The organism is Paenibacillus sp. J22P59, assembly GCF_059383895.1.
The window spans coordinates 317,391-332,371 of record NZ_JBXENX010000001.1 but is presented as its reverse complement, the minus strand read 5'-3'; the positions used below and the strand labels follow the sequence as shown (position 1 = coordinate 332,371).

The window sequence follows — 14,981 nt, the reverse complement described above, 5'->3', positions numbered from 1 at the left end:
ATCGGGTTATGATATAGGATCGCTCATCATGAAATGACTTGTGTGCTGGTTTAGCAGAAACGTAAATAGAGGACTGCCAAGCAGCAGCCCTCTGTTACACATTTAAATCGATTTATTGTTGTCTCTTTTCTGGTCGTTCTCCACCTTGAGGCGGCATACCGCCTCCACCGCCGCCTTTTCCTGGCATGCCTCCGGGACCGCCACCGCCTCTGTTGCCACTTCGTGCCTCGGTCACTCCGGATTCGGATAACCAGGTTACGATGCTCGATGCTTCGAACTGAATGACTTTCGTCCCGTTCTGATAAAGGCCGCCAGTGTACAGGCCGTTAGTTTCCGTACCGCTGGACGTCCCTCCTGCATAAAGCGTATACGTGGCATCCTTCTTCAAATCCGGCGTGCTGACAAAGACGGATTGATAGTTTTTCGACGGTGTGAAGGAAATGATAGATTTACCATCGCTATCCTCCAGATGCAGCATCGTGCCTGCTTGCTGTGTCTGCGAATAAGTCATAAGTATGCCGGCTTGGGTCGATTGCTCGGAGGTGGCTTGCGTCATTCCCGAGCTTCCCGCAGCCACAAGGAGTCCGCCCGTCATCTCGAAGGTGCCATCATAATCTAGTGCTCCATTGTTGTTGCCAGTTGGCCCATTGACGATTACAGTTCCACCTGTCATTACAATTGAACCATTGGCATCTAACCCATCACCTTGCGCATCCACACTTAAATATCCGCCGCTAATCGTAAGCTTGTTGGTAGAAGAAGCACCACTTGGGCCTTCCCCTCGCGCCTCTTCCTGCCCTGCTGCTGCTTCGGTGTCAGTACCGGCTGCAGCATTTACTCCATCGTCGCTGGCAACTACATGAATGGTGCCGTCACCGATCAGAATCGCCGGGGCTTCTATCCCCTCATTGCTCTTGGCAATATCAATCTTACCGCCCGCAATTGCGATCCATAATTCTGCGTGAATGCCATCGTCGCCGGCAGTGATCGCTATATCCCCTCCAGCGATATGAATGCCGCCGCTGCTATGCAGCGAGTCTTCCACTGCATTAATTGTCAAGGTACCTTCCTTAATCGCGATGAGCCCTTCGGAGCCTGCTGTATCGTTCGTCGTCTTGACACCATGTCCACCTGATTCGATAGTAATATCCCCCGCTTGGACAGCTACTAGATCACGTCCCATGAGACCGTCATCCATAGCCTGAATATCTAAAGTCCCCCCTGTTATTTTCAGCTTATCCTTGCTCGTAATCCCGTTGTTAAAGTTACCTTCAACGATGAGCTTGCCAGTACCATTGATTGTCATATCGTCTTTGCTAAAAATAGCTGCATTAGGCTCATCCGTTGCTTCATCAGGGAATTCGTAAGTTACTCCGTCTGTAATTATATTCTCCGTTCCTTCCTGCAGGCTAATGATCGCCTTGCCTGCCTCCTTGACGTAGATCGACGAAGAAGTACTATTATGAAGCTCCATTCCGTTTAATATTAAGCGAACGGTTTCTTTATTTGGCACATCTATTACGATTTGCCCTTCCTCCAGCTTACCACTCACAACATAAGTTCCGGCTGATGTAATCGTAATCGTGCTGTCCTTCACCTCCACACCTGAGCCTTCTAAGCTTGCCCCTGATTGATTCAAGTTTATTGCAATCGTATTCTCCTTGTCCCACTCCTCATAATAGTCATCCTCGTCATACTCAACCTCCTGAATTAAGTCCATGCTCGTTACTTGTTCGCCTGAGGAAGTCGTAATGGCTGAATTGGCTGCCGCTAATGATTCTTCTGTGGGAGCTGTCTCGTTATTGCTGCACGCCGCTACCATTATAAGACTGGCTAGAATGATCGTTATTCCTTTATCTCTCCAACGTTTCATCATTTATCATCCCTCTCGTATCTAGTAGTCCGACACAGTCGGACTCATCGTTAAAGTAATATCCATATTCCCGTTCCTGCATCTGATCGCATCCAGAAACTCCTTCTGATTGGTGAGATCGCAGGTAGTAATCGCGTATACCAGCTCGTACAAGCTTCCAAGCTCTGTCGTTCTGACCTTTCTCAGCTCATAATCAATCTGGAATTGTTGAAAAATCTCGTGGAAGGCCTCTTCGTAGGCCAGATTTTCCGGTATCGTTATTTTCAGCATTTTTTGTGTCACTTTTTTCGCTCCGAAATGGATAACCTTCAAGAAGAACATCAATGCACACAAAATGACCGTAAATAGGACCGCGTAGCCGAATGATCCCACGCCGCAGGCAAGCCCTGCCGCCATCGTGAATAAGACGAATGCAATATCCTTCGGATCGCCCGGCGCGCTTCGGAACCGAATGATCGAGAAAGCTCCTGCCAGACTAAAGGCTCTTGCGATATTGCTGCCGATTAATAGTATGATAATAGCTACAATGGCAGGCAGGACGATCATCGTTAATGCGAAATTTTGTGTATAGCCGACCTGCGTTTTCATATAAGTAAAGCTGATAATCGCTCCTAAAGCGATTGCTACAAAAATAGTTAGCAAGGCATCCGTTAACGTTAATTCGGCGCTGGTCGTCGCTGAAGTTAGAATAGAATCAATCATAAGCTTAATTTCTCTCCCTCTGCTTTGTCATGCATGAGCATTTTCTTATATTCGTTGCCGTACTTGGAGAAGCTTGTCCGAAACATCCCGAGTTCCGACAGCATTCTAGATAGCCAGATCGGAATCGTCTTTTCTGCCTTCACTTCCATAAGCCACTGCCCGCGATCGAGAAGCTGCTCGCCATAATCGCCGCTTTCGAGCTTGACCTCGTACCTTCTCGATCGAATATTCGTATCGAACGTAATTCGCAGGTCCCTGTTATTTTTGCAAAACAATGCAATTCTGTCATAGGCCAGATATACCTTGGGCTCTAGCTCGTATCGCTGCAAGAAGTACTGAATCTCATGAATGACCTGCTTGTTCATTCCCTCCCTGAATAGCGGCTCTTCTCCCGTTCTAACGAAATCATAAGCCTCGCTTAGTTTTAGTGCGGTTCTTCTTTTGTTCACAAGGCCAAACACCTTTTTCTTCAGTTCCAAGTACACCTTAGCGTCATGCTCTGGAATTCCATAGGCTCTTATTCGTAGCTTTTCTCTGTATTTAGGCTTTGCGAGACTATTGCGGATCAATGTATCATGCTTGGTGTCGTAATAGATGTTGCAGATGGAATAGAAGTTATTGTGCTTGTTGTATTCATCAGGCTCCATATACGCAAGTAGTCTATTATAAATCTCGTAGAAGGCCTTACTATCCATTAAGTACTTATTCTCATAGCGATTGAATACCTCGATTGCCATCGGTTATTCTCCTTTCTTATCAGCGATTACTCGTCGCTTCCATGACTGTATCTTAGAACGGCAACCTTTAACGAATCTTAAATGCCCTCGCAGCCCGATCAATCTTTTTTCTTGCGGAAGCTTGAATGAAGCAATTAAGCTTGATTAAAGGTTCCCGCTTTATAATAGGGACACAGTGCGATTATTCTAACTAGAAAAGGGGGAGCGCTGATGAGAATCTTAATTGTAGAGGATGAAGTTCATCTAGCCGAGGCATTAACCCAAGTACTCAAAAAGCATCATTACTCTGTCGATTTCGTTCATGATGGGCAATCCGGGCTGGATAATGCCTTAAGCGGCATATATGATCTCTTATTGCTCGATATCATGCTGCCAGAGATGGACGGAATCACTTTATTGAAGACAATTAGAAGCAAGGGAGTTTCCACGCCCATTATATTGCTCACCGCCAAGGGAGAAATAACGGATAAGATCATTGGGCTCGATTACGGCGCAGATGACTATGTAGCCAAGCCTTTCTCTTCGGGGGAGCTGCTCGCCAGAATAAGAGCGGTGTTACGACGCAAGGGAGAGGTCATCCCGGAGGATACGCTTAAGTTCGGAGATATCGAATTAATTTCAGGAAATCTTAAGCTGGCATGCAAAGGGAAAGAACTTAAGCTGATCCTCAAGGAAAGTGAGCTCTTAGAATTGCTGATTTCAAGAAAAAGCGCAGTGACTTCCAAAGAACAGATTATCGAGAAGCTATGGGGATTCGATTCGGAGGTTGAGCATAATAACGTAGAGGTATATGTCTCCTTTTTAAGAAAAAAGCTATTGTTCTTGCATTCCTCTGTTCGTATCACTACGATTCGAGGCGTCGGATATCTATTGGAGGCGACAATCTGATGTTCAATCAGCTGCGCAATCGTTTTCTAATCGTTAATCTAGTCATCATCTCCTTAATAATGCTCATTGCCTTCGCTTCGATCTATACGATAACCTATCAGAACGTGCGCAATGATATTAATAGAGATCTGAATCGAATGTCAGAATTCTATCACAAGCCCGATCGGAATATAGGAGAATCTCGACCTGACACAGAGAATCACCCACAAGGCTCTAGAGACGAATTCAATCCTCCACCGGAACGGTCGGTATCCTTTTTATTGCAGACAGATGAGCAAGGGGCGCTTATGAACACGAATTCGCGCTTCGATATGGATGCCGATTTCTATGAGCTTGCCTTAGCTAAGACCGCTTCCAACGAGTCGAATCGTGGACAATTCAACCTCGATGGGAACAGGTGGGCATATAGTATCGAGAAAAAAGCTGCTGGCTATTCCATCGTCTATCTCGATGTTACCGCCCAGCAAAAAATCATTACCAATCTCATATATACATTCACAATCGTTGGGCTAGTCATGCTCATCGTGATCTACTTTACGAGCCGTTATTTCGCTAATCGCTCCATCGCGCCTGTGAAAGAGGCCTTCAATAAACAGAAGCAGTTTATAGCTGATGCTTCCCATGAATTGAAGACCCCTCTCTCCGTCATCAACACGAATGCCGATGTCCTGTTATCCAATCCCGAGGACAAAATTCAAGACCATCTGAAATGGCTGCAGCGCATTCAATCTGAGACGGAAAGAATGAGAACACTAACCAATGATCTTCTCTACTTAACTGAAATGGACGATTCCAGAGTAAGCATGCTCTTCTCAACCTTTAATGTGAGTGAGGCAGTTGAAGGGGTTATTCTCACGATGGAAGCCGTTATTTACGAGAAAAATCTGACTTTGCAATATGAGATCGAGCCTGACATAAATCTGCGCGGCAATGGCGAACAAATCAAGCAAGTCGTCATAATCCTGCTGGATAATGCGATCAAATACGTCAATCCTACAGGAACAATCACCTTGAAGCTTGCGAAACAATATAATGAGACTCTACTGACCGTGACTAATACAGGTGAAGGCATTCCTGCCGAGCATCTGGAACGAATCTTCGACCGCTTTTACCGTGCAGATGCTTCTCGTTCTCGCAAGCATGGCGGCTATGGCCTCGGCCTAGCCATCGCAAAGTCCATTGTCCAGCAGCATAAAGGGCATCTCTATGTAAAAAGTGTGCTTAATGAGACCACTTCGTTCTATGTCCAGCTTCCTTAAAGTTTAACGTGTAGACATTGTAAAAGCCGATCGCAGCAGCGCGATCGGCTTTGTTTCATCCATCCCAATTGCAGCACCGAACACTTAATTAATTCTAGCGCCTTCAAACCGGGTAGCAACTCCGCTTTGAATATCTCCATTCTCCCCAGTAGCTCTAGCGAATACCTCTACTCGATCACGCGCTCTCAATTGTACAATTCCAGCAGCATCAATAATGCCCGTTCTAGGGGTAAAGTTCTCTTGGTCTAATATTCTCGGGACTCCATTTACTCTAATCTGCAAATCAAAAGTAACTGGCGTAAGCGTAATCGTCTCAAAGGCAGCACTCGCTACAAGAGAGTACACACCATTTTGCTTTGGCCTAAATGTCGATGTCGCCGAATTATATTCATTATTAAGATCCAATTCTTCAACCTGATATTGAACCTTGCTAAACACGCCATCCGTCAAAGTCTGGTCTATTCCAGAAATCGCTATAAACGCTGACTTTCTAAACTTTTTAACTCCACACCTCTTTTTGGGAATCGGTTTGCAAATAATCGTTTTGCAGATCTTCTTACGGACGGGCTTTCGGCAAATGGACTGTTTGCTGACAGGCTTCTTCACCCCTGCTCTCTTAATAGTCATGCTTGATCATTCCTCCTTGTTAACCTGCTTATACGTAAATTTCGATAGCCATGTATTATATGAAAAGCTCGTATTAATAGAGACGGTATTTGCCTGGACGAGATACGATAAGGCTTTGTCTAACCATTTTCGTTTTTTCTGCCTAGCCTCGATTCTAGTAACTGCTTGTTAGATAAAAGATTAGAATCCTCTGGCGCATAGGAAAGCGCCATTTCGTTATGTGCATAGGCTTGCTCTAACTGCCCCAGCTTGCCATAGCAATAAGTAAGCTGCAGATGGATAAATCCAGACGATACCGCTTTATTGATGCTGAACACCCGATTGGCCGGCAGCTCCAGCTTCAGCGCCCATTGATACCAATGAACAGCTTTATCAAAATCTTTGTTTTCTTGGAAATAGTAAGCGATTCGGCAAGCGTAATCGGGACGTGGAATATCGCAGTTAAATGCTTCTACTAGATAGTGCAGCTCCATCTCCTTATCCCCAAGCTCATGATAGCAATGAGCGATTCGTTGGCATGCTTCTAATTTTTCTTCAAAATAACTTGTCGGATCAGCCATGCTGGCCACATAGATTTCAATCGCTTTGCCATAATAACCGTTAGCAGAAAGCTCCATTGCATAATGGAATAGTTGCCTTTTGGAGAGAGTCGCATTCCGCTCAAGCATCCGTTCATAAATTCGCAGATTGCGTTCCGTATTCCTATGCACGCGTCCATGATACACTGCTATATCAGCAAAGCAGATGATACCCTCCACTGCTAAATATTCATGCACCGGGTCACACCATTGATATTGTCTGGAGCGCTTCACAAGCCGATTGCGTTGTACAACAGCTGCAGGCTGTCCAAGAGAATCGAAAGCCAAATAGTAATTCATGCACACACAGTCTACCTCCGGATCTAACGTTTGTTTGAGCATTCGGAATTTGTCCAAATCCGTTTCTTCCAGCCAATCATCCGCATCCAGCCATAAAATATAGTCTTGCGAAGCGCAAGTGAAAGAATAATTTCTCGCAGTAGAAAAATCATCCTCCCAATCAAAATGAAAGATTTGATTCGTATATTTAGCTGCAATTTCTTTGGTGCTATCTGTTGAACCCGTATCTATAATAATGATCTCATCCACAATATCTTGAATAGAATGCAAGCACCTCTCCAGCACCCGCTCTTCGTTTCTCACAATCATGCACAAACTAATCGTTATCACCGGCGCCACCTCCATAGCCATTATATGGAGAACAATTGAACCATGATTGGACAACGCAATAGCACTTCATTGGCGCAGCTTTGATATAGCTTGATAATGACAAACTAAAAAGCATGCAAGGACAAGTCCTCGCATGCTTTTTGAGAATATAATCCATTACTTCGGATTAGCAGCAACGCTAACTGATGCTGGAACAGGTGCAAGAAGTCCTAGCTGCTCTTTAATGCCTTTAATAATTTGCTCGGCTACGCGCCATTGAAATTCATCACTGTACATCTTTGCTTCTTCCTCCGGGTTCGTTATAAACCCAATTTCGAGCAGAACCGCAGGCATCACCGTTCTGCGTGTTACATCCAAGCTCGTCTTCTTGACGCCTCGATCTCTAAATTGCGTCCCCTGTATCAAATATTTATGCATGATGTCTGCAAAGGCCCTGCTCTCATCGCGGGTATAATGTGTCTCGGTTCCTCCTGGGATCGGGCTTCGATCCGCTGAGGTATTCCCATGAATCGAGATGAATAAATCTGCTTTGGCACTATTCGCCATAGGCGCTCTCAGATTTGTCGCGAGCTTAACATCCGCATCTCTCGTTAATAGAATATGGAAGCCCTTTTCTTTTTTTGCTAATTCAGCGATTTTCAAAGTAAGGGCGAGATTGAACTCATCCTCATACCGGTTCTGGACACTGCTCGACCCAGTTCGCCCACCATGTCCAGCATCTAGCATAACGGCATAGCTCTTCACTGGAAGCATCGGATCTATCGGCGTGGTTGGTTCCCCAGGAATCGTTGGTAAGGTCGGTGATTCTGGTTGAGGAGCTGATCCTAACAGAGTAATCGTGATTAGACCTTGACCATCATTGCTGACCTCATATTCTGTGCTGCTCTTCATATCCATTACAAAACGTGTCGTATTCGGCGATGTACTAAATTTAGAAAAACGGATCTTTGTAACAAAAGCATCATTATCAAGAGCAATTTCACCTTGCCCCTTAGAGCCCAAATCATAGGTTTGCATGAAGCTTGGTGCGAACGTTGAATTTGGAATGTCAATTACAATCCGGCCCGGATTAATAACAGTTGTTACTTTGGGCTCTGTATGCCGATCCAATGTAATATGTAGTTTATTTTCCTGATAGGCAATGTTATTTATTGCAGCATCCGGAGATGCTGGTGTCTGCTCATTAGGAACAGCAGGAGTAGTAGGAGTTGTTAGCTTTACAGAGTTTGTCTTTGCATCCCAGACTACCGTAAGTCCCATGCTCTCTCCAATAAAACGCAGCGGTACAAGTGTCTTGCCCTTCTTGACTGTGGCAGGCACATCCATAGTTACATTCGTATCATTAACCAATGCTTCTTGCTTATCAACCGTGAGCAGCAGCTTATTACTGCTATTCTGAATAGTAATCGTGCGGCTCTGCTGACTCCAATCTACCTTATAGCCCAGCTCCTCAGAGACAACCCGAATGGGAACCATTACTGAATTGTTTACTTGCGTAATTGGTTCTGTTAAGGGAATCAGATTTCCATTCAGGTAGAGCATTGTCTGCGGAGCAGCATGTCCGATTTGCGGGGAGAATAAAGATAAAAGCAAGAAAAAAACGAGTAGGAAGCTGCTGCGTACACGCCATCTGTTCATGATATAGAAGTATCATCCTTTCCTTAGATAAAGGTCGTCTTACTATCTTATTCGACAGTAATAAATAGAATATGAATAGAAGCTTGAAAAGCATGTAATAAGTTGTCAAATAATAGACGATTCTGAGCCTTAATTGTTGCAAAAAGGAAAAAAATATTTTGAGCTTATTTTCATCATTTTTTTAAGAGGCTGTGCACAAGCAGCTGTAATAAAAAAAGCAGTAATGTGTAAGCACATTACTGCTTTGAAACCTACAGGAATACTTTAAAAGTCCAAATAGTTGCCTTCTATTTTTATTTCTTCTATCGCGACGTATTTTTCACCATAAGAATTTTGGATGGTCTCCATCCCTAGCTTCAGAGAGCTCAACAATATTTGCGTTTCTCGACTGCATCGTCCATCGATCAAGCATTTTACATAGTTTTTAGTCATTTCTACTTCGGCCTTATCATTAGTGAGGCTACTTATAGAATGGACGGCATTCACAGATAGCGCTGATATAGCTGCGGCTATAATGTCAAGACCGTACTGCGCAAATCCTGTTGTCCCTTTAGCTACAAAACCATAAATATCATTACTCGCATTGATAAAAAAAGTTATAACAAAGGCATCTCTTTCATCTTCATCTAAAATAGCTCTTTGGAACGCAATCTTCTCGTCTCTATTATAGGAATCTGTTGTGAACGGCTGACTGTCATTGCGCTCGTTATCTCTGTTCATCATGTATATTCTCCCAGTTGCTCTTAGCTTTTATAAATTTAATCTATGCCCTTTTTCCAAACGCTGAATTTGCTTCTCGCCCGTGTCAGCCAATGCCCGGAATTGATCAATAGTTTCCCGCATTCTAGGCAGCGCTTCTTGCTTATAAGTACCGATTGAATCCATCGCAGACAATACTTCTGTAAACGCCTGCTTGAGTGTATCTACCGAAATTCCGGCTTGAAGCGATTGCTGGTGAATCTCCGCCCCTTGGCTCTTGAGCATTCGGGATGTGCTGGAAATCAGGTTATTGGTCGTCTGATTTAAGAGCTCTATCTTTTTCAACACAATCTTTTGATTGTAAAGTGCACTTGCTACTGTCACGGAAATTTTGAGCGCTGAAATCGTAACATTTTTGGCTCTATCTACCCCGCGAATTAGTTCCTTATTGTTTCGGAATACAACTTCGATCGCCATAATTCCCTGTTGGTTAACGACAAGCATCTGTTGCAGATCCATAACCCGCTGGCGCAGCGGGAACAGTACCTCTTCCGTAATGAATCGGATCTTATCAGGATCTTCACTGCGCAGCTTGGCCGCCTCGATCTGAGATTCGATTGACTCATCCATTAATACCCCAAGCTGAATTTCTTTCTGGAGCTTCTTGGTCAAGTCGCGGAGTGTTTGCTGTTCAATCTCTAGAGTCGTATTATCGTTCTTGAGAATCGTCTTGCCCTTATCCAGAGATTCGACGATATCACCAATGACTACATCGGCTTTTTCATACTTCAGGAAGTAAGCACGGAGCGGATTGAACAGCTTGCCGAGAAAGCCAGTCTTAGCAAAGTCTATCACACTTGGGTCCAGGTCCTTCAGCTGAATATGAAGTTCAGTGAGACCTTTGGCTACTTGGCCGCCCTCATCTCCTGTTTTGGACAGGCTTCCTACCGACACCTGCAGCAAAGCATTTTTAGCGGAAGACAATTTCATTGTATTCATGCCGAAAATATCGATAGATTGCAGTATCTCTTTCCGCTTATCGAGCGATTCGAGATCTAATGCCATAATAGCAGCGACATTATTATCCGCTACCTCTTTAAGCTTCGCCACTTCCTCAGGAACAGGCTTAACCTGCTCCTCTATTGCAACTTTAATCTCATCCTGACTTGGTATTTCCATTGTGAATGACATCTTAATCCTCCTTGATTTAGATTACATTTGAACGTTGAACAAGTTGCCAATTTTATAGACAACATCATCGGTATCTGCGTTTATGCTCGCCGCTTCATTAATGCTCGAAATGCTCTGCAGCGCCTTAATATTAGCGTTATAGCCTATTGTATAAATCGGAACCTTATAATTTTCAATTACTCCTTTAATATCCTTGAGTGAATAGCCCTCATTCGTCTCGCCATCACTTAATACGAATATAATAGGCTTCACATTCGGGTTAATCGCCAGCTCATCCTCAAGCATCTTCAAAGCTACGACGATACCATCAAAAGTTGCTGTTCCCCCGCTTGCTTGAAGGCTGTTCACTGTACCTACGAACATAGACTGCTGATTCGTGTTGTACTTTCCAATTGGAAGATTAATCGTTACGCCGCTTGAATACGAGACTAGGCCAATGCTATTATCTCTGCCGAGATACTTTTGCCCTTTCAATAAGGACTCTTTCAAGCGGTTCAAAGGCTCGCCTGCCATACTGCCGGAGACATCGGTCACGAACACAGCCGCAATCGGCTTATTGACATTCTTCTTCTCTTTCCACAGCTTCTGTGCAGAAGATAGCAGACTGCCCTCCACTACGGCAAGCTCAGACTTATACTCATCCAAATGATTGAAGCCTTTTTCTTTACCTGATTTCTGATATTTGTCTTGCTCGACAAACTCAGCAAACTTTTTAATAATACCCAACTTGTCTTTAGGCAAATTCCCTACCGCATACAATGGACTATCATGCCTTACTCCAAAAGGAGTGAATACATAACTGTCCTTCAAATCCGGGGCATTTACAAAGGTCTGGTACTCCAGAACAAACCCGTCAAGCATGCCGGATTTGGCTGCATCACGCATTTGAATCGTTGTAGATGCAGTGAAAGGAACATTAGCTTGAAACTTTTCAAAGCCTTGAACGGCTTTGTCACCCAATATATTTTTGCTGTCGAACGTATTAAGTGCGGTTACAAGAAAGTTCAGCCCTGTAGAGCTGGCGAAGGGATCGGTATATCCCATAGAAAACTCATTATTCGCTATGGCTTCAGTAACGGTCTTGACATTTACCGAGCCATACTGATCTACCAGAGCATCATATTTTGCCTTTGCGATTACAATCCCAGGAACATTCCCGACGAGGCGATCCGAGATAAGCTCAGTCTTCACACCGCTTGCCTTGACCATTTCCCCCCACAGCTCATTAGAAGGAGTGAACGCATCTGGGACATATTTGCCAGATTTAATATAATCAGTGGCTGTACCGGAAGCGATATTACGAATCTTAACGGAAGCTTTTTTCCCATTGACAGTAATATTAGCCTTATTGAACTCAGTCGCGACCTCTGTCAGCCAGCCGTCAATACCTGAACCAGCTTTCTCAATAGAAGAAAAAATTTCCACATAATTATCCGTCGTATTCTCGACGGTGATCTGGAACTTGGAAATATCGGGCAGCGACTCCGCAACATCAATCGGATTAAGGTCAATCTGTCCCTTCACCGGCGTCTGTGTCGTTATCGAAATATTCGAGTAAAGCTTGCTTAATTGCTTGCTTGCGTCTTCTACAGCAACCTGTGATTTTGTTTTCCCCAAGTTGGAAGTTAAGGTTACGCCCAAATAGACAAGACCGAATACGACGAAAACAATAATACCGGACAGCATCAAAAACTTACTCTTCTTTGCCATTCTATGCACCTCTTACTGTTTATAATATTTTGTTTGCTTGATCAAGGAGTCAATTTCCTGCATACAAGGCATATTTTCAATATCCCCCGCCTCGAAGCTATCCAAGCGGGATATTTCCAGCATCAATTTATCCAGCTTCAACAGAATTTCCTCATTCGTTCCTAGTGAGTTTTTCATAAAAGTAAGATACTCATTATAGACATTAGTTTTTTCTTGAATAAGGGCTGGAGAGAACGCGGCAAACTTCTGATTCATCACCTTCTCTAACTCTGACTCATCGAATACATGAAGCCTGTTTAGAATACTTCTGATATTAAGGTAGAATAGCTTGTCGACCTCATGAATGACAGATGCGAACTTTTTATAGCTTAGCTCTGCCTGGTCGAATCTCTGATTGAGAACATTCAATAGGGTATCCTTCTTTTTTACGATCCGCTCCAGCTGTTCCAGCGCCAGTGTAATATCACCTTCCAGCACTTTCACACGCCTGTAGTGAGTCAAAGCCTCCACATAGTCGTCATGCGATCTGATTTGCTGAACAGGCACAGCAACAGGCTGCTTGAACAATAAAACATAGCTCCCATAAAATAAAACAAGTGCACTAGCAAACAGCAAAGTGACCCCGAATGCTGTTGCTAAAGCGCTGCCGCCAATTACAACGCCTAGAAATCCCGGCGAGAGTACGACAATATTCAAAGCCACCACAGCCAAAACTATTCCTAAAAGCTTTATGTACTTGATATCCCTCAATAGTTGAGCCTCCTCTATCTCCATTAGGAATACACAGTTCTCATCATCACAGCATTATATGTACGCCGTATTCCCGGATAGGTGCCAGCAGATTTTCCAGTCCCGTCCAAGTAAATATCGCCTTATAAAGTTAGAAAACACCTATATTCTATCTCTATTAGAAGTAATCACCTGTAAACGGAAAACATCCTCATTATATGCTGTATGATTTTCCACGTAATGACACACTGGTAGGAAAATTGTACCACATGTCTCAATGTCGGGGAACTAAATGATTTAGAAAAAATCATAGCTTGCATCCATGCTGAATTAATCAACAAAAAAAAGCCGCAATGAAAAAGCGGCTTCAATCAGGCTTATAAGTTCCATTATGCATTCTAAGGAATCATTATCAGGGGTCTACGGTGCAACCGTTGTTGGGAAGAACCATATTCCGAAGGGCACAGATGCAACAGGTGGTATCATCGTTCGAAAACGGTAGGATTGATTTGCTGTAACTAAGGTTGCATACCCTGAATCAAAATGGTCAACTTTCGTCGTAGCTCCATTAAGCGAATAGGCTGTGTAGCCTTTATTTGAACCATTCGATCCGTAAAAGGTTTTAAGATAAGGCTTGCCTGAATTATTAGTTAAGGCAAAATCAATCGTGTATTCCGTTAACCAAAAGGCCTCGCGACTAATCGGATTTGCACATCCGGTTCGATAGGCCTGCGGGTCACTTGTTACGCTCACGTCAGGGCAAAACCTGGCATTTTGTTTACTGATCGGGTTTCCGTACACATCCCAGGATGAATATAGCTTTTGCTGTTCTCCATTATATCCTCCGTTATTGGCAAGCAATAATTTTTGCGTAACCAACGAATTTACATTGAGGTTTATTTTATCCGTTCCTGTAGCCGTTCTCCCCCAATTGCTCAACACCCCTCTGTAATCATCAGCCGTATATTTATCTCCAGCAGGTCCGCAAATTGAAGGCTTGAAGCAATAGTTTGTTGGGGCAATCGTGCTCATACTGCTGACTGTATACGGCGCTGAGCTTGTTTTGGCTGCCTCTGTGTTCACATGTGAAACTTTAAGCGCAGCAGGACCAGAGCCGTCTGCATATTGAACATTAAATTCAGAGATATAGACGATTTGCTGGCCAGAAGCTGCTGTTGCATACGAATATTCCACATAATCGTTTGGTTGAATGGTATAAGATCTAGTGGAGGTTGTGCCATTTTGCATAAAATTTTGAGTCGCAGTATAGGCAGCCCTATTAAGCGATGTATCCGCATGGCTATTTTCTTTTACTACAGTTAATTTAATAGGCTTGGAGGATGCATTCTTGAAATATAGCCAGAATTTGAGGTTTTGTCCTGCATTATTATAATGCGAGCCCCAAAAACGAAAAGGTCCCGTTACATTTTCTACTACTAATGTTTTGTTTACCTGCCCCTTATTAGCGTGTACCGTCTCAGGTGAATTAGAGGCTAATACCATGCCGCCAGTGGGCGTGAATTGTATATTCGTAGAGCTTGAAGGTATTAAGCTGGAGGTTCCAAAACCAGTTGAATTATACGCTGCTTCGCCTAAAGGCGGTGCAGTGCCTGCGAATATCGTATTGGGAATGAGCATAGCCATCATAATTGCAAACAAGCTTATTCTTCTAAACAAATCTCTCAACTCCTTCGAATTTGCAGGTAATAGATTTTTCGCA

13 protein-coding genes are annotated in these 14,981 nt (G+C 43.7%); 2 read left to right on the top strand and 11 right to left on the bottom strand.

Features of this window, described 5'->3' with window-relative positions; genetic code table 11:
* Positions 1-112: 112 nt before the first annotated feature.
* The 3 genes from AC50YO_RS01655 to AC50YO_RS01645 are packed head-to-tail and all read right to left on the bottom strand — an operon-like array spanning position 113 to position 3,312.
* A complete protein-coding gene (locus AC50YO_RS01655) occupies positions 113-1,876 on the bottom strand; it encodes a carbohydrate-binding domain-containing protein (RefSeq protein WP_494842446.1) in 1,764 nt (587 codons plus the stop codon).
* A gap of 18 nt (positions 1,877-1,894) precedes the next feature.
* On the bottom strand, positions 1,895-2,575 hold the full coding sequence (locus AC50YO_RS01650; protein WP_494842444.1) for a DUF4956 domain-containing protein: 681 nt from the start codon (positions 2,573-2,575) through the stop codon (positions 1,895-1,897).
* The gene (locus AC50YO_RS01645; RefSeq protein ID WP_494842442.1) at positions 2,572-3,312 is read right to left on the bottom strand and encodes a polyphosphate polymerase domain-containing protein; all 741 of its coding nucleotides are present in this window, start codon (positions 3,310-3,312) and stop codon (positions 2,572-2,574) included. Before AC50YO_RS01645 ends, AC50YO_RS01650 begins: the two co-directional genes overlap by 4 nt.
* Before the next feature lie 210 nt (positions 3,313-3,522).
* On the opposite strand from AC50YO_RS01645, the gene AC50YO_RS01640 reads away from it, so the two are divergent.
* Together AC50YO_RS01640 and AC50YO_RS01635 are read left to right on the top strand one after the other, a co-directional pair.
* Positions 3,523-4,200, top strand: a complete 678-nt coding sequence (locus tag AC50YO_RS01640; RefSeq protein WP_494842440.1) for a response regulator transcription factor — start codon at positions 3,523-3,525, stop codon at positions 4,198-4,200.
* Positions 4,200-5,459: a sensor histidine kinase gene (locus tag AC50YO_RS01635; RefSeq protein ID WP_494842438.1), complete on the top strand. Its 1,260-nt coding sequence runs from the start codon at positions 4,200-4,202 to the stop codon at positions 5,457-5,459. The genes AC50YO_RS01640 and AC50YO_RS01635 overlap by 1 nt, the downstream gene beginning before the upstream one ends.
* A gap of 84 nt (positions 5,460-5,543) precedes the next feature.
* Here the strand turns inward: AC50YO_RS01635 and AC50YO_RS01630 are convergent, their stop codons facing one another.
* The 8 genes from AC50YO_RS01630 to AC50YO_RS01595 form a co-directional block, all read right to left on the bottom strand.
* Entirely contained in the window at positions 5,544-6,086 is a 543-nt protein-coding gene (locus AC50YO_RS01630; protein WP_494842436.1) for a hypothetical protein, read from the bottom strand.
* 119 nt (positions 6,087-6,205) lie between these two features.
* The gene (locus tag AC50YO_RS01625) at positions 6,206-7,294 is read right to left on the bottom strand and encodes a tetratricopeptide repeat-containing glycosyltransferase (protein WP_494842434.1); all 1,089 of its coding nucleotides are present in this window, start codon (positions 7,292-7,294) and stop codon (positions 6,206-6,208) included.
* A 156-nt stretch (positions 7,295-7,450) separates the two neighbouring features.
* Positions 7,451-8,932, bottom strand: coding sequence for an N-acetylmuramoyl-L-alanine amidase family protein (locus tag AC50YO_RS01620; protein WP_494842432.1), 1,482 nt, complete (start codon positions 8,930-8,932; stop codon positions 7,451-7,453).
* Between the two features lie 264 nt (positions 8,933-9,196).
* Positions 9,197-9,655, bottom strand: a complete 459-nt coding sequence (locus AC50YO_RS01615; protein ID WP_494842430.1) for a ribosomal-processing cysteine protease Prp — start codon at positions 9,653-9,655, stop codon at positions 9,197-9,199.
* 27 nt (positions 9,656-9,682) lie between these two features.
* Positions 9,683-10,822, bottom strand: a complete 1,140-nt coding sequence (locus tag AC50YO_RS01610; protein ID WP_494842428.1) for a toxic anion resistance protein — start codon at positions 10,820-10,822, stop codon at positions 9,683-9,685.
* Positions 10,823-10,843: 21 nt separating this feature from the next.
* On the bottom strand, positions 10,844-12,532 hold the full coding sequence (locus AC50YO_RS01605; RefSeq protein ID WP_494842425.1) for a vWA domain-containing protein: 1,689 nt from the start codon (positions 12,530-12,532) through the stop codon (positions 10,844-10,846).
* 12 nt (positions 12,533-12,544) lie between these two features.
* On the bottom strand, positions 12,545-13,282 hold the full coding sequence (locus AC50YO_RS01600) for a hypothetical protein (RefSeq protein WP_494842423.1): 738 nt from the start codon (positions 13,280-13,282) through the stop codon (positions 12,545-12,547).
* A 399-nt stretch (positions 13,283-13,681) separates the two neighbouring features.
* Positions 13,682-14,938, bottom strand: a complete 1,257-nt coding sequence (locus AC50YO_RS01595; RefSeq protein ID WP_494842421.1) for a hypothetical protein — start codon at positions 14,936-14,938, stop codon at positions 13,682-13,684.
* Between the last annotated feature and the right edge of the window lie 43 nt (positions 14,939-14,981).

Bases quoted from the DNA above. Each gene is read 5' to 3' on its own strand.
- AC50YO_RS01655 (WP_494842446.1), bottom strand. From the start codon at position 1,876: ATGATGAAACGTTGGAGAGATAAAGGAATAACGATCATTCTAGCCAGT.
- AC50YO_RS01650 (WP_494842444.1), bottom strand. From the start codon at position 2,575: ATGATTGATTCTATTCTAACTTCAGCGACGACCAGCGCCGAATTAACG.
- AC50YO_RS01645 (WP_494842442.1), bottom strand. From the start codon at position 3,312: ATGGCAATCGAGGTATTCAATCGCTATGAGAATAAGTACTTAATGGAT.
- AC50YO_RS01640 (WP_494842440.1), top strand. From the start codon at position 3,523: ATGAGAATCTTAATTGTAGAGGATGAAGTTCATCTAGCCGAGGCATTA.
- AC50YO_RS01635 (WP_494842438.1), top strand. From the start codon at position 4,200: ATGTTCAATCAGCTGCGCAATCGTTTTCTAATCGTTAATCTAGTCATC.
- AC50YO_RS01630 (WP_494842436.1), bottom strand. From the start codon at position 6,086: ATGACTATTAAGAGAGCAGGGGTGAAGAAGCCTGTCAGCAAACAGTCC.
- AC50YO_RS01620 (WP_494842432.1), bottom strand. From the start codon at position 8,932: ATGAACAGATGGCGTGTACGCAGCAGCTTCCTACTCGTTTTTTTCTTG.
- AC50YO_RS01615 (WP_494842430.1), bottom strand. From the start codon at position 9,655: ATGATGAACAGAGATAACGAGCGCAATGACAGTCAGCCGTTCACAACA.
- AC50YO_RS01610 (WP_494842428.1), bottom strand. From the start codon at position 10,822: ATGTCATTCACAATGGAAATACCAAGTCAGGATGAGATTAAAGTTGCA.
- AC50YO_RS01605 (WP_494842425.1), bottom strand. From the start codon at position 12,532: ATGGCAAAGAAGAGTAAGTTTTTGATGCTGTCCGGTATTATTGTTTTC.